Below are 25590 nucleotides of genomic sequence, written 5' to 3' on the forward strand. Positions count from 1 at the left end.
CAAGCAGTATGGCAGCCGCGCTAAAAATGCAAACCGTCTTGCTCGCCATAGGGATGGCTGCCATCGTGCTCGATTACTCCACGAGTAGCCAAATCTGTTCACATCGCTCGCGCGATTTGGTCCATCCTCTCTATCTCCTTCAACCGGCGGCCGGCCCGCGAACTCCAATTAGGATCGTTTCCCTTCCGCCGAGTGCCTACGATGTGGCTCGCGGCGGCCGTGACTTGCTTCTCGCCACCCCATTTGCTGATGATCTGATAGTTACCACCGTGTCCAGGCGCAGTTTGCAACGGCCCAGGAGGCGCTACGGCACCGGCAATCTTCGCAGAAGACATGTAGTCATACGGACCCGCCGTCCCAGGAGCGAACCACGCTCGAAGCAGCCAATTCGAGACCTGAACGACGGTACCGTCCTTGCAGGTCTTGCCGTATGTCTGAACCTCCACGGCGTCGCACATCTCCAACGCGTGCAGCGAACCTTTGTTATCGTTGGCAAACTGGTTTGCACCCTCATCACCTGCTGTTTCGAGAATCTCGTGAGAGGCATCGACGCTCACGCCGGTCGGACCCAGGAGACTGCCGCAGGTGGTAACAGCGCACAGGGAAAAGGGGACACCTTTGCTATTGATGTCATGGTATGCACTTGCGCCGGGCGCGTCTGGAAGTATCGGTACAAAACCATAGACCCATTCACCAGGCTGAATATCATTCGCGTTGGCGCCCGCGCGTATCGTGGCTTGCGCACCCCACTCCGCTGCGAACTCCTGTTTGACCTGGTCTTGGACTGCCTCCGCAATATGATTGAGGACAGCAGGCGTGAGCTTCGAGCCGTCCTGCGTGGCAGCACCCTTGGTTGAATCAATAAGAACCCATTTGAAGGCGTTCATTGCTGCTCCCTTCCGAACAAACGTTCAGTTATTCCACGCGCTCGGCTATTGTTTCGGCATGGACATCCAGACCCCAAAAATGTAGTTTTTCCTTCATGACCGGCTCCCTTCCGCTTGTGTCTCTGAGCTGTGCCTTCCTTCTGAACTCACAGCCTAACCCACGGTCAGCGCATCAGCGCCGGTCACTCGTTAATGACTGTGGGCGCCAGCTTGATTCAGTCCTCGCTCTCATATCGTAGTTGGCGAAGGAAAGCACGTAGTGACCCAATTGAATCTTGAGCAAGATTTGTTCGATGACTGGAAAAGAACGCAGCGGCGTGTTCTTATCATATGCACGGAAAGGTGTGGGATGTCGAGAGCGGCCAAGAACTGCGCACCCTCACCGGCCACTCCGGCGAGGTCAGAAACGTGGCGCTGAGTGCGGACGGGCGGCGCGCGGTTTCCGCTTCTGGCGATCATACGCTCAAGGTGTGGAATGTGGAGAGCGGCGCGTGTATCGCAACCTTCACCTGCGACTCCAGGCCTCCGTGTTGTGCCTTCGCGGACTCTGAAACTGTCATCGCTGGCGACGCGGGGGCCGGCTCCACTTTCTTTCCCTTGAATTTGCGAGCCTGGATAATTCGTCCGGAGTCGGTTCGGAGAAAGATTTTTTGCGTACAACTCGCGATTGCCTGGAAATAGGATCCATTTCACTGGCTTAGGATTATCACTTTGCGCATCATCGCCTAACCACTCATGGATGTATTCCACGTCGGGCTGCGGCACGGTGAGATCATATTTCTGATCGTGGGATAAGATCTATTGCCTGACCCAGCCATTTACGAATGGTGCTGGTCGTCAAGGCTTGTATTTGGTCTTGCATAGGTTTTCGGCTCGTCTGGATTTTCGTTGCACTACATCCGTATCACTCTACAAGCCACTTAGAGCCGCAAATTTGGCGGCCCTTCGTAAGGCTACGCCTTATTGCCTGAAGTCGAGCTTCAGCGTGTGCGAGATCGGCAGTAAATGGCCTTGTTGCGGCAGTCTCGTACCGCTGACGCGACGATTTTAAGGAATGATGACGTCCTTTATCGCAACCTATCCAACATCGGCATCATGCCCAGAAACGGAGTTTGGGCTGGTGATTTTTGCTTGAGTTATCTTTGTGGCTTGTCCTTTGTCCTCTTTCCTTATGCGCTCATAATGGTCTGTAAGTTTAAATGCTACTGTTTGAACCATCGCGCGTCTTTATCTCCTATGCCCGCAAAGACGGAGCTGCGCTCGCCCAGCGGCTGCAATCGGATCTAACGAAGCATGGCTTCGACGCTTGGCTCGACGCGCAGCGTATCGGTGGCGGGGCAGTTTGGAGCATGCAGATCGAGCGCGAAATCGACACGCGCCAAGTCATGATCGCGCTGCTAAGTCCGGGCTCTTATTCATCAGAAATGTGCCGCGCGGAACAGCTTCTCGCCCTCGACCACGGTAAGCGCGTTATTCCCGTGCTGGCCGTGACGAGTTCCGGCCGCCCGGTGTACCTATATGCCCGGCAGTATCGAGACTTCACCGACGAGGCCAGCTACGTTGTGCGTCTCGGCGAACTCCTGGCCGATATCCGCACTGGCGCCACCGCCATCCTGCCAGACACCTACCGCAAAACTCGCGTTACCTACCTCACCGTTCCCCCGCGCGCGGCCAATTACCTGGAACGGTCTGAAGCCTTGCACGCGCTGCGCGACGCGCTGTTTGCTGAAGACCAACGCCAGCCCATCGCCCTCACCTCGTTGGCCGGCATGGGCGGCATCGGCAAGACGGTGCTGGCAAAGGCGCTCACTGATGACGAAGTGGTGCGGCGCGCCTTCCCCGACGGCATCGTCTGGATCACCGCAGGTAAAGAGAGGAAGCGCGACTTCATTGAGGAAATGCGCGAGGTCGCCAGGGCGCTAGGCGACGACCTCAGCGGCTACAACACTGCTCTGGCTTGCGAGCATCAGTACCGCACCACCATCGCCAGCAAGGCGGCGCTCATCGTGGTGGATGACGTGTGGAGCAAGTCCGACATCGAGCCGCTGCTTGCCGAGTCACCGCGTTCCCGTTTTCTGTTCACCACCCGCGATGCTGCCATCGGTCGGTTTGTCGGTGCGCACGAGCATCGCGCCAACTTGCTGGATGTTTCGCAATCGCGCGAGCTGCTGGCATCGTGGGCGAACCTGCCGCTTGCCGAATTGCCCCCGGCTGCGGACGACATGATCGCCGAGTGCGGACGGCTACCACTGGCGCTTTCGGTGGTCGGCGCCATGCTGCGTGGCGCGAACGCAGAGTTTTGGACGGACACGCTCGACCTGCTGCGCAAGGCCGATCTGTCAGCCATCCAGGAACAGCTTCCCGAGGGGCAGCAGAGCTTCTTCAAGGCGGTGGAGGTTAGCTTCCAGTCGCTAAAGCCAGAGATGCAGGAACGGTATAAGGCATTGGCTGTGTTGCTGGAGGACATGGCCGCGCCACTGCCTATTCTGGAAACACTGTGGAACGTGGACAGACCTGAAGCACGACGCGTCAGCCGGAAATTGGTGGACCGCTCGCTGACACAAAGCGACGGCGCAGACGAGAGTATTCGCCTGCACGACCTGCAACTGGATTATGTGCGCGCGCAGCACTCAGACAAGGAGGCGCTGGAGCTGATCCGCGGGGCGGTCAGGCTGTCGTCGAACGTGATAGCCCGAGATCCAAGCCAATTCACTTCACAGATGCTTGGACGGTTGTTGCCCCACCGGGACATGCCGACGATTGAGGAATTCACGAGGCGTGTTGCTGAAGGCATGCGAACACCCTGGCTCCGGCCACTGACGCCCGCGCTCCACCCGCCGGGCACCGCACTGTTGCGCACTCTTTCCGGCCACCTCGGCTGGGTCAGTGACGTGGCGCTCAATGGGGACGGGCGGCGCGCCATTTCCGCTTCTGGCGACTATACGCTCAAGGTGTGGGATGTGGAGAGCGGTCAGCAGCTCCGCACCCTCATCGGCCACTCCGGCTGGGTCAATGAAGTGGCGCTGAGTAGGGACGGGCGGCGCGCCGTCTCCGCTTCTCACGACCGTACACTCAAGGTGTGGGGTGTCGAAAGCGGCCAGGAACAGCGCACCCTCACCGGCCACTCAGATGCGGTCCTTGCCGTGGCGCTGAGTGGGGACGGACGGCGCGCCGTCTCCGCTTCTCACGACCGTACGCTCAAGGTGTGGGATGTGGAGAGCGGCCAGGAACTGCGCACCCTTACCGGCCACTCCGACGCGGTCCTTGCCGTGGCGCTGAGTGGGGACGGGCGGCGCGCCGTCTCCGCTTCTCACGACCGTACACTCAAGGTGTGGGATGTGGAGAGCGGCCAGGAACTGCGCACCCTCATCGGCCACTTCGGCGAGGTCAGAAACGTGGCGCTGAGTGGGGACGGGCGGCACGCCGTCTCCGCTTCTGATGACAAAACGCTCAAGGTATGGGATGTGGAGAGCGGTCAGCAGCTGCGCACCCTCGCCGGCCATTCCGGCGAGGTCAATGACGTGGCGCTGAGTGGGGACGGGCGGCGCGCCGTCTCCGCTTCTAACGACAAAACGCTCAAGGTGTGGGATATCGAGAGCGGTCATGAACGGCGCACCCTCACCGGCCACTCTGGCGAGGTCAGAAACGTGGCGCTGAGTGGGGACGGGCGGCGCGCCATCTCCGCTTCTGGCGACTACACGCTCAAGGTGTGGGATGTGGAGAGCGCCCAGGAACGGCACACCCTCACCGGCCACTCCGGCGAGGTCAATGGAGTGGCGCTGAGTGGTGACGGCCGGCGCGTCGTCTCCGCTTCTCACGACCGTACACTCAAGGTGTGGGATGTGGAGAACGGCAAGGAACTGCGCACCCTCACCGGCCACGAAGGCTGGGTCCTTGCCGTGGCGCTGAGTGGGGACGGGCGGCACGCGGTCTCCGCCTCTGACGACAAAACGCTCAAGGTATGGGATGTGGAAAGCGGTCAGCAGCTGCGCACCCTCGCCGGCCACTCCGGCGAGGTCAATGGCGTGGCGCTGAGTGAGGACGGGCGGCGCGCCGTCTCCGCTTCTCACGACTACACGCTCAAAGTGTGGGATGTGGGGAGCGGCCAGGAACTGCGCACCCTCGCCGGCCACTCCGGCTGGGTCAGTGGCGTGGTGCTGAGTAGGGACGGGCGGCGCGCCGTCTCCGCTTCTTACGACTGCACGCTCAAGGTGTGGGATGTCGAAAGCGGCCAGGAACTGCGCACCCTCTCCGGCCACTTCGGCTGGGTCAGGAACGTGACGCTGAGTGAGGACGGGCGGCGCGCGGTCTCCGCTTCTGACGACAAAACGCTCAAGGTGTGGGATGTGGAGAGCGGCCAGGAACTGCGCACCCTCACCGGCCACTCCGATACGGTCAGGAACGTGGCGCTGAATGGGGACGGGCGGCGCGCCGTCTCCGCCTCTTACGACTGCACGCTCAAGGTGTGGGATGTGGAGAGCGGCCAGGAACTGCGCACCCTTACCGGCCACTCCGGCGAGGTCCGAAACGTAGCGCTGAGTGCGGACGGGCGACGCGCCGTCTCCGCTTCTGGCGACCGTACGCTCAAGGTGTGGGATGTGGAGAGCGGCGAGTGTATCGCAACCTTTACCTGCGACTCCAGGGCTCCGTGTTGTGCCTTCGCGGACTATCGAACCATCATCGCTGGCGACGCGGGGGGCCGGCTCCACTTTCTTTCCCTTGAATTTGCGAGCCTGGATAATTCGTACTGAGTCGGTTCGGAGAAAGATTTTTGCGTACAACTCGCGATTGCCTGGAAATACGATCCATTTCACTTGCTTAGGATTATCACTTTCCGCATCATCGCCTAACCACTCATGGATGTATTCCACGTCGGGCTGCGGCACGGTGAGATCATATCTCTGATCGTGGGATAAGATCTATTGCCTGACCCTGGTCGTCAAGGCTTGTATTTGGTTTTACATAGGTTTTCGGCTCGTCTGAATTTTCGTTCGGACCATAAAGACCCGTCAGAACGGGTTCAGACCGGAAACAGAGGGAGGGGGTGTCTTCCCAATTTATGCTCGAGTCTGCAATAAAGATGGAACCGTTTTCCAAAGATGGAACCGTTTTCCGTTTTCAAACACTCCCTGTCGAACGGCTTCGACGGGCGTAAGAATGGAACAGACGTTTTCTTGTATTGGTGGCCAGTTTGGGGTTCGTGCGAGATGTTCGGTGGTTCTGTACCGAAGACTGAAGTCACATCAATCCAAAATACTTGACGATGCCGAATTACGGCGGCGAATGCGTCAGAGCACGACCGGAGGTTCTAGCCGACTCAGGCGCGTTCATGTCCTCTCAATCGCAGTTGTCAGTCGGGTTGCAATGGTCTTAGTCGAATCGCCACAATCTCGCGATTAACCTATCCCTCTGAAATGTCTGGCATGGGTATCCAACCGATCTCACACATTCAGAGCCTGCAACAACATTTGAAGCAGTTCGTCGCCCATATTCGTCGTACCTTGAGCACCGCGCATGCGCGCTTCGCGCACATGCGCGGGATTCTTAGACCCAGCGTAGATGAAAAAGGGTGTCTGATCACCGCTGCTTCGAACAGCTTCTAGTAGGGTGTACCCAGCTCGAGGATCTGGAGGTCTGCCCATATCGCTGATGATTGCGTCGAACTGTTGTGTCCTTAGCTCTCCCAAGGCTTGACCCGTCGATTGGGCTAGAACGAAATCTATCTGGTAGGCCGCCATAGAACGACGCTCGATGATGTTGTTGTTCGGCCTATCATCTACCCACAAAATGAGCTTCCGACCTTTTTTTGTCTCTCTTTCCAGGCCTAGACGCTTGAATAGTTTAGTAGCCTCCTCGTCAGCATCCTGGCCGCGTCCGGCCTGTCCCGGAACGGAAACTGAACCTGACGTGCGTGCGATGGCTTCCGCGATCTTTTCAGCTAGTTCCCGAACGGCACGACGTAACTGCGGGTCGTTGGGCGGCAAGTCTGCCTGAACACGCCAGTCATATCGCTGACGGCTGCCGAGTTCGGAGGCTAGCGTATCGTCTCTGAGCAATTCTGGCCGTTCGAGTACCGGCGCAGTCACGAAGTAGATGGGGAGAATGAGGTCGTCTCTGCCGAGACTTCTCTCATGCTCTATGAACCGCTTCAACTCATTGCGACAAGGATCGCTCTTGAAAAAGAGCGGAGTGACGATTGGTATCAGAAACCGCGACGTCGAAATCGCTTCGTTGAGCTTTTTTTTCCACTTTTGACCGAACTCGATGCCGTCGACGTCTTGGAAAATTTTGAAGGTTCGGTCGCCAGTAACGACCTGAACGCCAAGTTCCAGCAATCGCCTCATTGACGTAATCGCTCCGCCAAAATACTCATCGTCCAATCTTGTATAGCTGAGGAACGCTTCGGGAGGAACAGTCACGGTCTTTATCCTGAGTGCGCTATTTTCTCATTGCGCGGAGCAATGAGAAAGAGACTAGCACGGGAGCACCTCCATGCATTGTAGTTTCTTCATGACGTGGGAGATTTGTTTCGGACTTATCAAAGTCAAATCGGTTGCGGCAGAACCACTTCCTCTTATCCTGCAACAAACCCGGAAGGCACTTAGCGACCTTTTGCATTACAGTATTTACGATTCCTGAATAATGATAAGCGGCCAAAGCTTATGTCTGTTCTATTCAGCTATCTCTGTCGGTTCTCGCCTAGGTGTCACAATTTCGGTGTCGTCGCGTATGTCAATTAGATCTACTCTGCCTTTATATCGATTTGAAGTCCGAACCACTGAAATAAAAACAAGGGTTAGAGAGGGTCATCGGGATCTTCAACATTAGGATGGCCATCCATGACAACCAATCCATTGAGACGCGCCGGTTCGGTTGCGTTTTCCGCCTCCATCCGAGCGATATTTAGGATCCATCGGATATGCAGTCCCTCCAGGTTGGTGTCATCGACTGGCTTGGCCAACTCGGTGCGATGATACCAAACGTCTGTCGCATGATTTAGCAAAGAGGAGCTCCGAGCCGCCCACTCACTAGAAACAGGATTGACAAGCTCCTCGGTAAGCTGGCATTGAGTTGGCTCTAGTATTGGAAGACGTAGATGGGCATTCTTTTCGAGACACTTCTCGCCGAAAATAATATCGATTTCAGTTGCTCCTGAGCAGATCGCTAGGTCTCCCTCGCCAAGCTAGTTCTTGGCTTTGGAGGTGGATTTTGGAAACTTTGCGACCCGGCTGTAATGAAGCGAATTTTATTGTGTCGAGGATAGAAAAAAGGATGTTTGAGGTTGCCAGAAGTCCTCCAGGCATATTGACCACCGCCGGAGGCGCAAGCGCTCTTCCAGGAAGGAGCTGCCGTACATTTCCAAAGTGACCGCAATTCCTCGGAGCGAGGATAAGCAAACTTACTTAGAGAAGTTAGCACGAGCGAGATCAATCTAAATGACATTTTTCGTAAGTTCCAGTTCCGCGGAACTCGAGTTTCGATAGGCTGAGACGTAGTCCAACAGGAGTGAGATGCGTGTGGGGTGAGCAACACCAAGACTTGTCCCAACTAGGACGAAGGCTTATCGCTAATTAGCGCACACGGATTGATAGCTAAGATGCCTCCTTTATAGGGATTGGCTCTGCGAAGTTCGGCGACAAAGAAAGATGGGTCTTGCGAGTTGTCGACATCCATCCCGCCGTTCCATAGGAATACTCCATATAGGCCGTTGTCTCCTCTTGCATTTCCGCCCTCCATACGAGCGGTATTCAAAATCCAACGGTTTTGTCGCCCCGGGAGGTGTGCCGGATCAACCGCATCGCCTAATTCTTCTTTGTGATACCAAACTTCGGTCCCAGGATGCTCCACAAGAGCGTAAGCACGCGTTGTCCATTCGCCCAATGCAGGATTCTTGAACCCGGCTGCGAGTTCGCCTGGAGTCGGCTCCAGCACAAGTAGACGGACATGGGCTCCGCGATCTAGGCAATCTTCAGCGAACATTACATCGCCCTCGGTAGCAGTGCCGCAAATCGCAAGGTCTCCTTTTCCAACTTCCCACGTAGTCAGCGCTTCCTTGATCTTGTCATTCACCGCCGGCACGCTGGACGACGGAAAACGAGGGTCTAAACTGTTCAGTTTGTCGATGGGATATCCATAAAAAACAATAACCTTCCCCCAAGTTGTCCTTTGTCGCTTTGAATCGAGTTTTGCCTGAACGATCGTTATAGCTTCGCTGATGATGTCCATTTTGAAATTAAGACTTTCAAGAAGGACTAACCGATGCATAAACGATCGGAGGTAAAAGAGTGTCGCCGAGGGCACCGCACACGCATCCCTGATCCCGTGAAGGACTGCATCCTTGTTGTCGTTCAGCAGTTCGAGGCCCGAAAGCGCAACTGCACTCCAGAATTGGGTGTCATAATCACCCGTCACCTCGGCGTTCTCCCCGGCACCTCTCGCTGCGTATCTCACAACTACGCTTAATTCTTCGCGGTCAAATATCGGTGGGTGAGGCAGCTCTATTCGAGGAAATAGTTTCTTGAAAACAGCAATGAGAAGAAGTGCATTATAGCCGCTTAGATATTCGTCAGGGTGGCGACTCTGCACGTCTAAATAGCTGCGAATAGCCGCAACCAACAAGCGGGAACTATCTCGCGCCCGCTCGCGGCATTCGCTGACGTTATGCCCATTCTTCCATTGCATGTACCACAGCATGCGATACACATCTCCGAGAACCATCCCGGCTTCGGGATTCGTCTCGTGCTTGCTCAAAATAGCCCGCATCTGACTCTCAGCTCTCTCAGTCTCTCCACGGCTATTCAACACAACTCCGAGTTGCAGCTGCGCCTCTACATCATCGGGCGCTAGATGCAGGATTTCTGTGAGCACCTCTTCGGCAGCAGCAAACTGGCAGAGCCCTATGAGAGAGCGCGCCGCCCGCGAAAGGATCTTTGCCCGATGAATTCTGGTGGGAGCTCCCTGCGCAAGGGTGATAATGTTTCCGGGGCGTTGCAGCTCTTGCGCGATCCGGACTCGCTCTTCCCAATCGCGCTCGAGAGTTCCAAAAAAGTGGGACTTCGACGTGTCAATATTTTCCCAGTCCACTTGTCTTAGTCCTGGAAGGTGTGAGTAGAGCGGGCTGCCAGTCGCTTGCGACTCCGACGCGAAAGCTTTTCTGAATTCTTCGGCTAATCTCTGGACCTCCGCCGAAACGTCAATATTGTTCGTATTGGGGCCACTGTTGCTGTCATCAATCAAAAACAGATCCCCCTTATAACTGAAACTCCGATCTGAAGCGACATCAAAGGGTCGATTGACTGTCCATCCTCCCTGAACAATAAACACGCCGCGCGCACATACTCCGTCACGGATTCCAAGCTCGTAGTAGACATTGGGATTTGGTATCGATAAATCCGCTAAGACCAGATCGGCAGTGACGAGATCGAAGAACATGTCGGTCCTTATATCGCCCGCGGTAGCTTGACTGTCTGCACGGGATGGATCACAACCTGCTTCCCTGAGCGCAGGCTCCAATAGTTCAGTGTAGATTTTGTTGAAATCAACTCTAATAGGCTTGGAAATTTCATCCACACGGACGTCAACCTTACCAAATGGCATCACAACGAACGCTCGAGGTCTCAACGCGCACTCCCTTCGTGGTCATCGCTAAAATATTTTGGAGACTCAACGGGGCGTTGACCCCGCAAGTCAAAGCTTACTCACGTCGCACATGCCTTTGGCTGGCTCCCCTATCGCTGTCTCGCGGTCGAAGTCGACACGCAGTTCATAAATAATCTATACCGACAGTCGTCGCTGGAACCGCTAGAGTCGGCTTGGGGCGAATATGATTGATACGATGTTCAGATCAGCAGCGTGTCCGTCATCGCGTTGTGGGGTCAATTGAAGACTATACCTCGAATGGATGCCACACTATCGCGTTTGCTTTTGAGAGATTTGGAGCAGAGCACGACAACTCGCATCGGAATTTTTAGACATCGAAAAACGCTCTCCTCTATATGTCTCATAATTTGCCCATCGAAGCCTATTGGTACTGAGTGCTTCGGACTCGTTGCCATATCGAGCTGACTCCGGGAAGCGGTCGCCGCCGCACTTAGTGCAGCGGTAGGGTCGGTCGCGCCATTCGAACTAGAACCGGATTCCGGGCAGCAGTGAAGTTTCGGCTGTGTGGTTCACGCTACGGTTCGTAACAGACACACAATATCTAGCCCTCGTGAAGTCAGGAGCAAGATTCGTTCAAAGCCACATCTGCTTTCTATTCAAATGGCGGATTGCGAGCCCAGAATTCCCTACTACTGCAAGTAAATGCGACGTTATCAGGAATTCGATCTTATACGCCGACCCGCGAGCGCAATCCTACAATGATATTGCCGGTCACGCCTTTGCTAAAACGAATGTCGGGATCTGATCGAAGTAGATCCGCAGCGTGATCTTCGGAAATGGCGGCTCCAATGGCCACCCGCTCTAAAGATCTCCATTTGCGCTTAGGAGATATAAGTTCCTGACGTAGACGCTCGCGTATTTCGCGGTCCTCCTTAATTCCGACCTGGGCTGCTTTGGTGGGCAGGAACGAACTGTAGGAAACCTCTAATTCTTGGCTCAGTGATCTGAAATCTAGAGTGGGCACTTTGCATGAGAGCAACTCCGAAATTTTTTTGTAGAGTCGCTTCAAACCTTCGGGATCGCTCAGAGCAACGCCCTGTCTCAGAGAAAGCGGGACTGGCAAATCACGGGGTAGCAGACCCAAGTGACATACAGGCACGAGCGGGATTTCTCTCATCCAAGCGGCTCCTGCCTCAAAATTGATCCACGGACGTCGTACTGACTCAGGGCTACACAGGATTACAACGACAGCGCATTCGCGTAGTGCTTGCGCCACCGACGATAGCCACTCGTCACCGGCCGCGATACTCTCGGTGTCTGACGACACAAAGATCTCGAATAAATCCAGGAAGTCACGTGTCAGAACGTTTTTGAGCTTCGCCGCAGACTCTTTCTCGTCGGAGATGTGGCTTATAAATAGCCGAAGTCGTTTGGACATGCACTAATCCTCCCCAATAGAGTGGCACAAAGCTCGGAGTTGTCGCTACTTTTCGCGTTGGCTGGCCCTTATATTCGACAACCGTTGTTCAGTCGAGCGTGGGAGGTTTGCGCTAACGAGCACGAACGCGTCAGATTGCTAAGCTTTCCGCGCTGTTTTGCATCGATTAGGCGCTCCGGCATAAGATGCGGTTAAGTGTCATAACGGGGGAATGATAAACATCCGGCCTTTTTGGGTTTGATGGTTGAAGACTGTGAGCACATCATCATGGCCCGTAGACGGCGTCTAGCTCGAACAAAATCGCACGCCTCAGAGATCGTCTCCGCAATGATCTGCAGAGCGGTTTAGGATTTCGTTATGAAGGTTTACATCTCCTCCACCTATCAGGATCTGGTCGAGTATCGGGCTGCGGTGGACCGGACTCTGCGTCGAATGGGACACGACGTAATCGGCATGGAACAGTACATTGCCGAGGGTAGCAAACCAGTCGACCGATGCAAGGCGGATGTCCGTGTCGCCGATGTCTATGTGATTATCGTCGCCTGGCGTTTCGGCTATGTGCCGGATCTCTCTGTCTCGCCACCGTCGCCTCGCTCCATCACAGAGATAGAGCTTGCCGAGGCGAAGGCCAGCGGCAAGGCTGTGCTCGCCTTCCTGCTGGACCCGGAGACGCCCTGGCCACCCAACAGGGTCGACGCAATGGGGGGTGTAACTGGCGCAAGTGCAGACGTTTTGCGACTGCGCTCCGAACTCGGTACAGACTACCTGGCAGGCATCTTCCGTACGCCGGATGACCTTGCCAGCCAAGTTGCAGCGGCGGTGTCAGCTCAAGGGCTGACTCGCCACATGGTTGACCGAGTGCTGGGCGAGACCTCCGTCGCGAGTCCCGACATGGACACCTTTGCGCAAGGCGTTGAGATCCAGCTTTCAGCTTCGAGCTCATTCAGCATAAAGAACATGATTCGGAATGCCGGTATGTCGCGGGCGCTGGTGCTCCAGATCGATTCGGGAGATCGTTGGTGGTCGACACGGCTTTTTCTGCTGGCCAGTTTGCTGCGTTCGCTCACCACCGTCCGGCAGGTGGTCTTTTGCGACACGGATGGCCGTTTCGTTGGAATGGCTAGTCCGGCGGCGATCATGGATGGGCTGGCAAGCGCCTTTCCGGAGTTGGACGAGTTCGCACGCACCTTACGCGTGGGAGTCGCATCGTCTGACATTGAACGCGAGACCGATCGTCAGACCTCAGCCTGGAATCAATTCCTGAATCCGCCGCCCACCGGACCACCCCAAGTTTCACCAATCAGCGAATTTCAATTGAAGGTCGGCGTACGATCACCGCTACTTGAGGAATGGATTGGCGAACGCTGGGTCAGCCGTTGTATTCGTATGGATGGTTATGACCTGAGCATGAGCCAGGTGCAGCAAATCGTAGACTCTCTGCTGGCTGACGTTCCGGTTCAACGCACCAGAAAAGCCCCGGATTCTGGCGTCGAACTGCTGGTCGTAGACCGCGACGCCTTCGCACTTGAGCTGGCGCGGGAATGGGTACGTTCGGGTCTGCCTCGCTCATCGATGCGTTAACACCGTCTAATTAAACTTGTGTGCACGAATCCAGCGCCGGCTTTGTTGAGCGTGTGATAGAGGGAACCCGCGAGAGGATCACACCTCCTGATTGCCTGATCGATTACTATTCGTGCATTCATCTACGGCGCTTGAGTCGTCGTCCCAAATGAACCTTCTCAAGTCTAACCAAAACAGTTACTAAAAATGAAGGGAGATACAAACGTGCCAACGCGGCGAGTATTTGTCAGCATGCCGGCCGATTTTGCTTTGAATCAAACCCAGAACGATCTCAAATGGGCGATAGTGAAGGAAATTGAGGGGCTCGGCTACGAAGCCCAGGTGTTCGGCGGTCCGACCGGCGGATGGGGTCTTGCGGCCGGAACGGGCTGGAGCCTTGCTGAAGTAGATCGGGTGATGCGGCGCTGCTCTGGAGCCGCGTTAATCGGTTTGCCTAAATGGCGAGTTCAAACTGAACAGCGTGAGATTTTACTGCCTACGGAGTACTGCCACTACGAAGGCGGGGTAGCCTACACCTGTGGTTTGCCGATTCTCGCAGCCGTCGAACAGGGCCTCGAGCCAAGGGTGCTTTTCAACTGGTCCGGTGGCCTCGAGATAATCACTATACCTCAGAATGCTCAGATCGGATGGCTCCAGAATGATGCATTCCGCAGACCTTTCGCGACTTGGAAGAAGAAGTTAGAACGTCGACGCGACGTCTTCTTGGGTTATGCGAGCAGTTCACGCGGGCTGGCAGTCAATCTTAAACGATTTCTCACCGAACTTGGAGTGAGTTCGCTCGATTGGCACGACGACTTCGCCCCTGGGAAGAGCATCTTGGATCAAATAACCGAGGCAGTTTCGCGCTGTAGCGGCGGTATATTCCTGTTCACAAATGACGATAGATTGGATACCCCCGGGGAGAACACGATTCCTCGTGACAATGTGGTGCTGGAAGCTGGGTTCTTTATTAGCGCGAAAGGAAAGGACCGCGTTCTGATAGTGCGCCAGAAAGGATCGAAGATGCCCGCTGATCTAGGCGGAGACATCTACGCCGCGTTGGAGGACAAGTCAGATATAGCTCCGATTGAGGCATCCATCAGAGCATTCGCAGAGAACTTGTAGCGAAGTTTGTCGGCTCGTGAGCACATCGTTTATTTCGCGAATCAAGCGTTTCAGCGCTCCCCTCGCCTCGGTGACATCACTCGAAGAAGCGACGAACCTCTGAAGGTGCACGGATTTTGAACAACATCAGCCGTGGACTACGGATTCTAGAGCGTAGTTTTGCACGCTAAAGATAGCACTCTACTTGGGCGATGCAAGTAGGAAATCGTCAGGATTACGATCTAAATAGCTACGAAAAGATGATCCACTCGCCATCTTTACGAGCGTGGCTAAGGACGAAGAGTGCCACAACGCACATCCTAGCAAACGAGGCATAAGCCGAGTAACTTTTTTTCAGATTCAGCGAACACTATGGCACACTTTTGGCAACAAGCCCCTTCACGTCAGATCGCAACCCTTTGACCGTCATGTGGTCCAACGTAAGGCGTCCGCTTATCCCATGCGGAAACGTGTTCGAGTTCATCCGTAGTCCCACAATGGACTCTGAAGGAGTTCCCACTACGGTCGTCATAGAGGCAGTGGGACAGTCGGCTTCATTTACAACCTCTAGTGACGAGTGTTCGAGGGTAAGCCAATTGTGTGGGATTTGACGCGCCCTACCCACAGACTCGAATATTTCTTGACCTTCGGACTGAAGCATGGGATGCTTCAACCCTCGGCCCCCTCTTTCAATTTCACATGCGGAGATTCACTTGAATAGGACGGTTTTCCACGCCTGCGCCCTTCTGCCGATCTTTCTAATCGCCGGATGCGATTCAGAAAGATTAAAACAGTTCTCAGATCTGGCGGCTGCCGGTACGGCCTATGCGGCTGCCGAGGCAGCATTATCCGATCAGCTCTCATCCACATACATTCAAGCCGACAGCGTTTTGCTGGCTCGACAGAAAGATATCAAAACACAAGCACCAGCATCCGCCCTAGAGGCGGCAATTAAACAAGCTAATACAGACGTGGAGACATATCTAGTAACTCTTAGCAAGGTTGACCAGCAGACTAAGATTTTGGGAATGTACTTCACACAAATGTCGCTTCTAGCCGACACCAAAAACAGTGACGGCATCGTCAAGTCCGCCGACGGATTGTTGGAGCAGTTAGGGAGCATCGATAAAAGCCTTGAAAGCACAGCCATTGGCGGTAAGGTAGTCGGAGATTCCGTGAAGGAGTTCGCTCCACTAGTGGTTGAACACTTTCAAGTCAAAGCCTTAGATGCAAATCTACAGAAGAACGCTGATGAGATCGATCGGGCGCTTGCGCTGCAGCAGGCAGCCATCTCAGTGATGACCACCGCCCTCACCCAGAGCTTAAGTACTATCAACTCATATACCGAGGACGAGAAAGTCGTCGGTCCGTTCAAGAGTCCCGGCCCACTCCCCAAGACATGGGTACAGGACCGAGAAACCCTCATTCGCACCCAACTAGATCTCGCAAAATCGCAGGCTGCTAACGACTCGGTTACCAAGCTTAGGACAGCTTTTCGCGACGTTGTCTCGAACAAGGGAGCGAAGGTCAACTTTAGTGACCTGCTAAATACGATCAGTCAAATGGCGGGCTATGTCTCCGACCTAAAGACTACAGTCAATCCCGCTGCTAAATAAATTGACTTACTCAGAATCAGGAGAGAAATCCGATGCAATCTTCAGCTCTTTATTCCATGACCCTTCAGAGTCTTGTCGGCCTGCGAAACGAGATGGTTACCTCAGATTGGATCGATGCAGTAAATGCTCTACCCAATCCAAATGACCAGATCAGGGCTCAAGCCACCGCTTTCAAGGTCGAACATGCTATCCAGGTGCTTTCAAATGCAGCCCTCAGCGATATAGCGGACCAAATGGTAGCTCAGCAGGCAGCGATTACAGCTGCCACAACGGAACTTAAAGACTCACTCGGAGATTTAACCAAGCTCACCAACATCCTCGACGATGTGACTCAAGTCCTTACAGTTGTCGGTCAGATCGTATCCCTCGCTTAGAGGAGTCCGATCCGCCTCAGGGTGCGATTTGATGAAGCCGTTCTTTTCGAACTTCCAATATCTGAATGTTGTTATTGTCCCTGAGACGACCGAACCCGAGGCGTCCGAACCCACTCAGATACCGCTAGTCGTTGCCTGAGTACCGTCCAGATATGCCGATTTCTCGCTTATGCGTTAATGCAGGAAAGACCACTGAGTTTCAGGTAAAACGGCTGCCGAGCCTGCGTGTCGATGGAAAATCAGATTAACCAGCACCTTGCCGAGGCGGCAAGCCAATCGAACGATACCAGGCGATGTGCGGGTTGCCAAGCGCGAAGGCCCCCGGTGGTTACCGCCAGGAATCCGAAGCTGATCTCGGCGATGCTCGCGAAACTATGCCGCCTAGTGCGGCCTATCGGCCGAGTCTTATGGCCTCGATGCGCCTCCGAAGAAGCTCGGACACGTGTCCTATCAATCGAAGTCCGTGCGAGCCTGCCCCAAAACGGAATGAAAGTTTGATCTGGGCTCAAAACTAACTTGGTGCTAATATCTTTGCCAGCCGAGCGTCAACAATGTCTACCCCGAGTTTAATCACGGAGCAGGGCTTCACTGGTGGCTTCCCTGTAGATCTGTTTATTAGCTACGGCCACATCGACAATCAGGCGAACTGGATAACGCATCTTCATTCGGCCCTTCAAACGCGATTGCAGGAATTACTAGGAACCGATCAGATAGTCATCTGGCGTGATGTAAAGCTCAACGGTCTCGATCTTCTTTGGGACACCATCCGACCGAAAGTGACCGGTTCAGCCTTATTTCTTTCCGTTTTATCCCCTCGTTATGTAAGTTCAGACTCCTGTCGCCAGGAGGTGGACTGTTTCGTCGAGGCTGCTGAGAGAGATAATAGATGGCGCTCAGATACTCAATCGCGATTGATAAGAGTGGTAAAGACAAGACTCGCGGAAGGGGTTCAACAACCTTTGAGTTTTGATGCGACGCTGGGCTACGAGTTCTATCAGACAGACGATCAAAATCCCGACATCTTCTATGAGTTTGGGTCTCAGGAAGGAAGGCCCCGCTTCGACAACTTCGCCGAACGAGTCAATGTTCTAGCGCAAACAGTTGCCCGGGCATTGTTAAAGTTCCGACAAGCCAAACGTGCGACAAAACCGAATGTACGCACAATTTTTCTTTCGCCAACCACGAGAGACCTGGAACAATACCGCCTTTCGATTCAAAGTGAGCTTGTCGGTCGCGGTCACAATGTGATTCCTACGGTGCCTTTGCCATATACAGCCGCCGAATTAGTATCGACCATCGAATCACTGCTGGCGAATGCTGACGTTTCAGTCCAACTGATCGGTCGAAATTACGGCCTTATTCCTGAAGAGGAGACGAGGTCGCTCGGGGAACTGTCTTATGATCTGACGCTGGCTCAAGGGGCGAGGATTAATTTTCATCAGTTGATTTGGATACCGGAGGACCTGCAGAATCCGGAAAACGCCCAGCAGACTTTCATTACAAAACTACGCGGGACACAGGACGAACCCGCGGTCTCTGGGAAGGCTGATGTATTTGAGACGTCGTTTGAAAGTTTCAAGGAAGGGGTCCTGGATGTTTTATCGCAGAAGCTGGAGGTGCCTCCGATTCCAGTCGCCATCAAGACGAAAGCCGTATATCTACTATGCGATCAACCTGATCTTAAAGAGGAACAGCTAAGGAAGATAAAAGCATATTTGCGCAGCTATGGATATCCGGTAGAGGTGCCTGTCTTTCAGGGTGATCCCGAAGAGCTCCGCATGATGGAAGAGGAACTGATATTAGACACGGATGCTGCGTTGATTTACTACGGTACAGCTAAAGACTTGTGGGTAATGCGCAAGCGAAAGAGCATCTTAAAAGTTCTAAGCAGCAGGCCGAAGGGGCGCAATTACACTCGGGCTCTCTATTTGGCCACTCCGAAGGACGACATTAAGGCGGCCAACTACCTCGCGGTATCGGATCATAACTATCTGGAAATAATGGGATTCTCACCGCTCTTGCTATTGGGCGATTGCGAGGATTTTGGACCGGAGAAGATCACACCCTTCATTCAGCTGCTTGAAAAGGAGCAGTGATGTCGACCAGCCCGACTTTAGATGAAACTCTTCACTCACCTTTTCCGGGTCTCCGATCATTCTCCCAGAATGAAAGTGAACTATTCTTTGGCCGCGAGGGGCAGAGTGACGAACTCGCGCGAAAACTGAGTCAATCGCGCTTCGTTGCTGTTGTCGGCACATCGGGTAGTGGCAAGTCTTCGCTCGTAAGGGCAGGCCTGTTGCCTTCTCTGGAAGGAGGGTGCCTGGTAGAAGCGGGCTCCAATTGGCGCATTGTGGATATGCGGCCGGGCAGCCGTCCAATCGATAATCTGGCTGCAGCACTGGATCTAGCTCACCTCTCCAACACTTCGATTGACGTCGATGTTTTGCGAAGCAGCTCTCTCTCTCTGTCGGATTTTGTTAGCAAAATCTATGAGAGAAAAGAAGGTCTCGATTTCCGTGAAAACCTCCTGATACTTGTTGACCAGTTTGAAGAATTATTTCGGTACAAATCCCGTAACGGCGATATGGAAGATCGCGACGAAAAAGCAGCTTTCGTCAAATTGCTCCTCGAGGTCTCCAGACAGCGAAGCGCACCTGTTTATGTAGTAATTACTATACGCTCGGATTTTCTCGGAGACTGTGCCCGCTTCCGGGATTTGCCAGAAACCATCAACGTGGGACAGTATCTAATTCCCAGGATGACGCGCGAACAGCGTCGTAAGGCAATCGAAGGACCGATCCACATTGCCGGAAGCGCGATTACGCCGCGCTTGGTACAACGCATTCTGAATGATGTGGGAGAGGATCCCGATCAACTACCGGTAATGCAGCATGCACTAATGCGCACCTGGTATCACTGGCTCAGCCAAGGGAACGTTGAGAGGCCAGTCGACATTGAGGACTATGAGGCGATTGGGACACTTCAAAATGCATTATCCAGTCATGCTGACGAGGCATATCTCGAAGCTACCGCCAAAATGCCCGAACATGGTGGCCGGATTACAAAGCGCATCTTCCAGCGCTTGCGAGAAAAGGACCCCTCCGGCCGTGAGATCCGACGTCCGACGTCGCTTCATGAGCTGTGCGCGGTTTCTGATGCGTCAATGGAAGAGGTGCTTTCTGTTCTGGAGTGCTTTCGGCGCGAGGGCAGATCTTTCCTCATGCCTCCGATGACAACAGACCTTCACGATATAAGGGAAGTGGACATAACGCACGAGTCCCTATTGCGGCAATGGAAACGACTACAGGGGCCGCCGTCCGAAGATTCAGGATGGCTGGCTGACGAGGAAGAGTCGCGGCGCACGATGATGCGGTTGGCGGCTTGGGCCGAGCAGCCAGTTCAGGGCGATCCTGATTATCTGCGAGGCCCCTTGCTGCAGTTATCGTTGGATTGGTGGGACAAGCGTAAGCCGAATGAGACGTGGGCCGAGCGATATACCCAAAGCTTTTCGGATGCTCTAAACTTTCTCCGCGCAAGTGAGGAAAATCGAATAAATGAAATCGGTCGCGAAGAAGAGCGTCAGCGATCAGAGGCGAAGACTCGCCGAGAGCAAAGCCTTCGCGATGAGGAACTGAGAGCAAAGCAACTCAAGGCACGCAGATTTCGACTCATTTCAATTGCGGCACTTATCGGCTTCGCTTTGATGAGCCTAATAGCTATCTATGCATTCGTAGAGCGACAGCAGGCTAAAAAAGCGGAATTCCAGGCTAAACAAGCGGAATTCCAGGCTAAACAAGCAGAAGTCCAGGAGGAGAAATTAAATGGCCTGTTGAACGGTAAGATCGCAGATCTGGCGTTTGAAACAAGCAGGGCTGAGGCTGAAAAAAAGCGGGCTGATGAAAATGCCGCCCAAGCAACCCGCGAGAAGAGAGCTGCGATAGCTGCGCGGACGAGCGCTCAAGCGCTCAATCGCTTGCGTGATCAGCCGGATTTAGCGTTTCTATTGGCTGTAGAAGCCAGCCGCGAGGGAGAGGCTCCGGAGATCCGGAGTGGCCTTCTTACTGAACTTCAATCGGTTCCCAACCTCCTGACTCTTTTAAATGATCAAGCCCCAATCGTAGACATGGCCTTTCGAGGAAACACTCTTATCTCGGTTGATACGGGTGGCAAGATTTCAACTCGCGACGATGATGGATCTTCCTCTGGAGAGCTCGCTCTCAAATTGGGATCTGGAACTCCATTGAGGCTATTCCCGGAAAGAGGTCTACTTTTCACATACGGCCAATTGCTCGGAGATCAAAGCGGAATCTCGGCACCACTTCGCGTTTGGGACACGACTACGAGCGAACCTGTCCATCTGATTCCGCCAACTTCCTTGCGTGCTGGGTCGCTTCTTGCATTCAGTGGGAATAGCGAAGTTCTGGTACAGTCATCGTCCGACGGCCACGCCAAAATCTTCGATCTGACAGGCAAAAAAGAAGGCGGCGTAAGTCTAAGCATTGGGGCCCATATTACTGCGATTGCGCTAAGCCACGATGGGAAGATATTGGCGACGGCTGATGGGGATACCGTAGGTCTGTGGGATTTACACGATATGAGTAGAAAGACTCTGCCAGCTGCAGCAACTTCTCGAATTGAGCTGCTCGAGTTCTCGGCCAATAGCAAATTTCTTGCGGCTGCGAGTTACGACTCTTCGACCATTTGGTATTGGAACATTACCTCTTCTGCTCCCACTCTTCAGACAGTCTCGCAGAACGCGCAAATATCACGTCTTACTTTTAACCATGACGCGACACTCCTTGCATCGGGCAATACATCTGGTTATGTCGGAATATGGAACATTGCGAACAAGCAACAGATATGGCAAGAACAGGCGCACTCCTCCCGAGTTACTAGAATTGCTTTCAGCGCTGATGACAAGACGCTTGCGTCGGCAGCCGGCAGCCAAATAGCCCTTTGGAGTGTTGACCGACAAGATTTAAATAAAGTAATTTCAAGTGCGTCCAGATCGCTGATGAGAACTGAAACTGTTTTCACTCCAACCGGACGCCTAGTGGTCAGCGAACTCGAGAATAACCGCAAGCTGACTCCAGGACAAATTCCGGGAAACATTCCAACAGGCGGTAAGGTCGAGATCCGCAGTTGGGATAGTCCAAACTTTGGTGAACTCCAAACTAGCATATGGAAGGACTCGGACTGGGACCGAATAATCGTGAGCTCAGATGGGCAGACGGTAGCAGCGGTAAAGTTTCTTGAACCACTGAAATACTCTTGCCCCAAGAGCGAGTTTCGCCTGTTCAATGCCAAGGGAGGAATTCCCCTGTTGGACAAACCAATCGCAATTGATCAGATGGTCACAAGCATGGCGTTCAGTCCAGACAGTCAGGAGATCGTTATCGCGACGTGTAGGTCTACGGCTCCTGAGTCGAGAACAATGTCAAATCAGTTCGAAATTGTACGATGGGACTTAAGAAATCATAGAAATGAGGGGATTACCCTTCATGCTGAAGCCCCAGCCACTGCGCTTGCAATTAGTCCTGACAATAGAACTCTATTGGCCGCCACTGGTGCTGATGCAATCCCAGCCAAAATCCTCATGTGGAATTCCGAATCACTAAGTCCTCTTCACCTGGATCCAGGGGCAGACGAGATCTCAAATCTGAACTTTAGTCCCGACGGCGAGAAGTTTGCGGCTGGTAGCACTGAGGGCGATGTGATTTTGATGAATGTACGCAAACGAAGCCAGTTGTGGCGAGTCGACGATTTGAATAGTGTATCCGATTTGGCTTTCAGTCCAAACGGAAATACCTTGGCAGCTGGTGGCCGTGGCGGGGAAATAACCCTCTTTGACGTTGAGTCAGGTAGGCTGCTGGGAACTCTCGGGGGATCGAAAAATTTCAATTTCAATACCACTTCAGTGGCCTTCAATCCAAAAGATGGGGGAATAGTGGCTACGTCGTCTGGAGGCATTGTCACAATATGGAACGTTAGCTTCGCAGCATGGAGGAAACTGGCGTGCCATTTGGCAAACCGAAATCTTAGTCTAGCCGAATGGCAACAGTATAGAGAAGGGCCCTATCAAAAAACGTGCCTGGACCTTCCCGTTCATCCCTCACTGATGCAAGCCGCACGAGATCTGGCACGTAAGGGGGATTCCGAAGGAGCTTTAGCTGCGTTTCGGAGAGTTCAAGAACTCGACCCGCAGATTAATATTGATCCGAAACGCGAGGTCGCTAAGGAAAGAATGGCGGCCCTCGCTGACGCTACTGTGATTCGTGGAACACTTCTCTCTCAAGCACAGCCCCTAGTGGCACTTCGTGCCTTTCAGGAGGCACTGCAACTGTATCCGTCAATCCAGATCTCTGCGAATGCTTGGAACAATATATGCTGGAACGGCAGTCTGCAGGGCTTCGCTGAACAAGTGATGGTTGCCTGCAAGAATGCTCTAGAGATCGAGCCTGAAAATCTCAACGACAGAGACAGCCGGGCTTTGGCAAGAGCGCTTGTAGGTGATACTCGAGGCGCAATCCTAGATTTTCAGGCTTGTATAACAGGAAGCGATTCACCTACGTACAGGGAACAACGTGGGAACTGGGTGAAGGCATTGCAAGCCGGTCAGAATCCATTTACTCCCGAAGTACTCCAAAAACTGCGGGGTAATGATGTTCCAATCAGACCATAGAATGCGACACACTGACTCCCTGGCCCGATTTTAGAATTCCTAGCATCCACCCGATCTTCGGCGACGAATAAAGTAAATTCGCATCGGGAAACGGTCGCTCAATGAACTCGCGCATGCGCGGACTTGTAGAATGGGATGCGTTCGCAGTAAGAGAATCCGTGGCTTTAGACCGGCTGGGTAGCCTGGTGGCGGACGCACACGAACTGTGGATGACTATTAGCACACTTGCAAACCTCAGACTGCTTCGTGAGCAAAGAGGAACGCGCAACGTGGGCCAAGACTGGTACGCGGAATTGGAAAAAGCAGTAGAACGGCTTTCGAAAGGGGGCGCTATCTCGACGTATTCCTGAAAACAGAGATGAACGCCTGTACGAACTCGACGGACCCGACGAACCTAAGCCCTTCGGTAAAGGACCAAGTGTCCCCACTTAATAGCTCTGAAAGATTCTTGGTTTCTATAAAGAGCTAGGCTGAATATATCCCCGACTTAGGGATGAAAAACACCTACAAAACGCAAAGCGCACGCTGGCAGATTTCAGGTCTTTTGAAGTCTGGTGGATCCTTTGTCTGGAGTGGACTCCTTCTCTGTTAATTTGTCGAGCGTCGATTGCATTTGCTGAACCCAACCCGTCGTTTCGCTTTCGGATGTTTTCTCCGTCTGCTCCACAAGCAGATCTATGTTCGTGCGGCGCCCTTTCTCCCATGGTGAAAGAGCCTTCCACCACGATGCAATGTTTCTCAAACTTGTTAGAGCAATGTTGTATTGGATCAGCGAGTTTTCAACCTGAAACATTTCAAGCTTCGTCGTAAACGCCGTAGCCAACGCCACGGTCAATGCAACCCAGACGTCCAGTTTAATCGCTGCTAGAAAAGTTCCCAATCCCCCTGCGAGCAGAATGTAAAGATGAAGACGCTTCAGCTGCGAGTAGAGAGTTGCAGTCTTATTCTCAAAATACTTGATCTGATCCCGTACTCGTTCGTTTAGATATTCCTCCGGTGTAATAAATGTTCGTCCGGTTTCCTTCGCGATCGCGCGAGGGTCAATGCAGCTCCTATTGACCTCGCTCTGAGCCAGGTTGCCGCTGATGTCTTTTATTTTGGCAGCCAGTATAGACTCTGCGGAATTTTCTCCACTTTTCTGATCACTGTATATTCCGGCTCTCGCTTGGTAGCGAAAAATTTCGCGCTTGAGAGCTTCAGCAGATCCTCGTAACAGCACCCACTTGTTTCCTTCGCGGAACCGACTATTAAAGCTGACCAAAATCGAAATCACAATCGGAGCCAGTATCAGCAGGACATGCACTACCTGATGGAGTGTGGATGAATGTAGATATTGGGCGATCCACACTTTAGTGGCAACCGGAACATGTTGCCGGAGAGAATCGGGCACAAAGCCACCCGCCGAGACAATCGCAAGTGCTGTAGCAATGATTCCGAGAGATAAGATCGCTTTCTGGATCGTTCTGAACTGCCTTTGCTTTTCGATCGCGGCCGTGTCGAGAGCGTCATATCGTCCCCAGGCATCAGTAAGAGTGTCCAGTGGCTCTTTTATCAGACGGAGGAGGATGCGATTCAGATCATCCACGCTGTCTTCGATTGGAATAGGGTAGATCACGCCTATTTCAAGGATTTCGCGCAGTTCAGGATCATTTACTGGCGGCTTCTGGATGCCGTCAATGGGTGGCGTCCGAGCGTTTAGAATGGAATCAGCCAGACCACCACTTCCTTGAACCAAGACGATTGGCCAAGATCGGCGCGTACAACGCAACAATGCCTTCCTTTCAGTTTCACCTCCACCGAAAAGAATGGCTAGCACCACCTTCTCGCTGTTGACCTTACCGATTCCAGACGCAGGGTCACCTTTTGCCAATTCAACCGTGAGCTGGAACTTCGCTTTTGCTGAGTCAAGCCATTCGGCCGGTAAACGTACGACGAACGAGTGGTTTCGATCGAAACCCTCTATTTCGTAGTCGAGAATTCCTAACAAGTTGGGCGACTGATCGACTTCGGCGGCCGCTTGGCCCATGAGCAACGAAAGTCCTGAATCGATTCCATCGTCCACAATAAGGGCTTTGGTGCGAGCTGCCATTGGGGCAATGCTCCGCGCACAAATGGATCGCACCTGAGCGGCGATGGGCTGATCAAGAGTGCCGAGAAGTACGATAATCGAATCCCAAGAGAGTGGGACTTTGGCCGCAGCAGTTTGTATGGTGTCCAAAGCTTGAAGTTCAATTAGTTGAGGTAATGTCATCTGACTCCCCTGTTAGACCGCATGTGCTGCCGGGCGGCGTCGTAGCTTCCGCGCCTGCGCTCTGGAGGCGAGGGCAGC

The 25590-nt window shown here is 53.5% G+C and carries 14 protein-coding genes; 8 read left to right on the forward strand and 6 right to left on the reverse strand.

The annotated features are described in order from the left end of the window. Window positions 1-98: 98 nt before the first annotated feature. The gene (locus tag RBB77_RS21770; protein ID WP_353063800.1) at window positions 99-887 is read right to left on the reverse strand and encodes a hypothetical protein; all 789 of its coding nucleotides are present in this window, start codon (window positions 885-887) and stop codon (window positions 99-101) included. Window positions 888-1217: 330 nt separating this feature from the next. Between RBB77_RS21770 and RBB77_RS21775 the strand changes: the two genes are divergently transcribed. Next, a complete protein-coding gene (locus tag RBB77_RS21775; RefSeq protein ID WP_353063801.1) occupies window positions 1218-1568 on the forward strand; it encodes a WD40 repeat domain-containing protein in 351 nt (116 codons plus the stop codon). A 518-nt stretch (window positions 1569-2086) separates the two neighbouring features. After that, the gene (locus tag RBB77_RS21780) at window positions 2087-5638 is read left to right on the forward strand and encodes an NB-ARC domain-containing protein (RefSeq protein WP_353063802.1); all 3552 of its coding nucleotides are present in this window, start codon (window positions 2087-2089) and stop codon (window positions 5636-5638) included. Between the two features lie 690 nt (window positions 5639-6328). Here RBB77_RS21780 and RBB77_RS21785 read toward each other — a convergent pair. The 4 genes from RBB77_RS21785 to RBB77_RS21800 all read right to left on the reverse strand — a co-directional run bounded on the left by RBB77_RS21785 (window position 6329) and on the right by RBB77_RS21800 (window position 11925). Continuing rightward, window positions 6329-7306: a TIR domain-containing protein gene (locus tag RBB77_RS21785; protein WP_353063803.1), complete on the reverse strand. Its 978-nt coding sequence runs from the start codon at window positions 7304-7306 to the stop codon at window positions 6329-6331. Window positions 7307-7683: 377 nt separating this feature from the next. After that, window positions 7684-7890 carry a hypothetical protein gene (locus RBB77_RS21790; protein WP_353063804.1) on the reverse strand — a complete coding sequence of 69 codons (207 nt, stop codon included), beginning with the start codon at window positions 7888-7890 and terminating at the stop codon, window positions 7684-7686. A gap of 545 nt (window positions 7891-8435) precedes the next feature. Further along, window positions 8436-10484 (reverse strand): tetratricopeptide repeat protein, encoded by a 2049-nt coding sequence (locus RBB77_RS21795; protein WP_353063805.1) that lies wholly within the window; start codon window positions 10482-10484, stop codon window positions 8436-8438. A gap of 730 nt (window positions 10485-11214) precedes the next feature. Further along, complete coding sequence (locus RBB77_RS21800; RefSeq protein WP_353063806.1) at window positions 11215-11925, reverse strand: toll/interleukin-1 receptor domain-containing protein; 711 nt, start codon at window positions 11923-11925, stop codon at window positions 11215-11217. Between the two features lie 357 nt (window positions 11926-12282). Between RBB77_RS21800 and RBB77_RS21805 the strand changes: the two genes are divergently transcribed. The 6 genes from RBB77_RS21805 to RBB77_RS21830 all read left to right on the forward strand — a co-directional run bounded on the left by RBB77_RS21805 (window position 12283) and on the right by RBB77_RS21830 (window position 23261). After that, entirely contained in the window at window positions 12283-13506 is a 1224-nt protein-coding gene (locus tag RBB77_RS21805; RefSeq protein ID WP_353063807.1) for a DUF4062 domain-containing protein, read from the forward strand. A gap of 204 nt (window positions 13507-13710) precedes the next feature. After that, window positions 13711-14610 (forward strand): nucleotide-binding protein, encoded by a 900-nt coding sequence (locus RBB77_RS21810; protein WP_353063808.1) that lies wholly within the window; start codon window positions 13711-13713, stop codon window positions 14608-14610. Between the two features lie 692 nt (window positions 14611-15302). Then, window positions 15303-16205, forward strand: coding sequence for a hypothetical protein (locus tag RBB77_RS21815; RefSeq protein WP_353063809.1), 903 nt, complete (start codon window positions 15303-15305; stop codon window positions 16203-16205). A 32-nt stretch (window positions 16206-16237) separates the two neighbouring features. Beyond that, a complete protein-coding gene (locus tag RBB77_RS21820; protein WP_353063810.1) occupies window positions 16238-16579 on the forward strand; it encodes a hypothetical protein in 342 nt (113 codons plus the stop codon). 551 nt (window positions 16580-17130) lie between these two features. Next, window positions 17131-18675, forward strand: coding sequence for a DUF4062 domain-containing protein (locus tag RBB77_RS21825; RefSeq protein ID WP_353063811.1), 1545 nt, complete (start codon window positions 17131-17133; stop codon window positions 18673-18675). After that, window positions 18675-23261 carry a WD40 repeat domain-containing protein gene (locus tag RBB77_RS21830; protein ID WP_353063812.1) on the forward strand — a complete coding sequence of 1529 codons (4587 nt, stop codon included), beginning with the start codon at window positions 18675-18677 and terminating at the stop codon, window positions 23259-23261. Before RBB77_RS21825 ends, RBB77_RS21830 begins: the two co-directional genes overlap by 1 nt. A 535-nt stretch (window positions 23262-23796) precedes the next feature. Here RBB77_RS21830 and RBB77_RS21835 read toward each other — a convergent pair. Further along, a complete protein-coding gene (locus tag RBB77_RS21835; protein WP_353063813.1) occupies window positions 23797-25512 on the reverse strand; it encodes a DUF4231 domain-containing protein in 1716 nt (571 codons plus the stop codon). Window positions 25513-25590 lie beyond the last annotated feature (78 nt).

It is taken from the genome of Tunturibacter psychrotolerans (assembly GCF_040359615.1).
Classification (GTDB): Bacteria; Acidobacteriota; Terriglobia; order Terriglobales; family Acidobacteriaceae; genus Edaphobacter; species Edaphobacter psychrotolerans.

Bases quoted from the DNA above. Each gene is read 5' to 3' on its own strand.
- RBB77_RS21770 (WP_353063800.1), bottom strand. From the start codon at position 887: ATGAACGCCTTCAAATGGGTTCTTATTGATTCAACCAAGGGTGCTGCC.
- RBB77_RS21775 (WP_353063801.1), top strand. From the start codon at position 1,218: ATGCACGGAAAGGTGTGGGATGTCGAGAGCGGCCAAGAACTGCGCACC.
- RBB77_RS21780 (WP_353063802.1), top strand. From the start codon at position 2,087: ATGCTACTGTTTGAACCATCGCGCGTCTTTATCTCCTATGCCCGCAAA.
- RBB77_RS21795 (WP_353063805.1), bottom strand. From the start codon at position 10,484: ATGCCATTTGGTAAGGTTGACGTCCGTGTGGATGAAATTTCCAAGCCT.
- RBB77_RS21800 (WP_353063806.1), bottom strand. From the start codon at position 11,925: ATGTCCAAACGACTTCGGCTATTTATAAGCCACATCTCCGACGAGAAA.
- RBB77_RS21805 (WP_353063807.1), top strand. From the start codon at position 12,283: ATGAAGGTTTACATCTCCTCCACCTATCAGGATCTGGTCGAGTATCGG.
- RBB77_RS21820 (WP_353063810.1), top strand. From the start codon at position 16,238: ATGCAATCTTCAGCTCTTTATTCCATGACCCTTCAGAGTCTTGTCGGC.
- RBB77_RS21825 (WP_353063811.1), top strand. From the start codon at position 17,131: ATGTCTACCCCGAGTTTAATCACGGAGCAGGGCTTCACTGGTGGCTTC.
- RBB77_RS21830 (WP_353063812.1), top strand. From the start codon at position 18,675: ATGTCGACCAGCCCGACTTTAGATGAAACTCTTCACTCACCTTTTCCG.
- RBB77_RS21835 (WP_353063813.1), bottom strand. From the start codon at position 25,512: ATGACATTACCTCAACTAATTGAACTTCAAGCTTTGGACACCATACAA.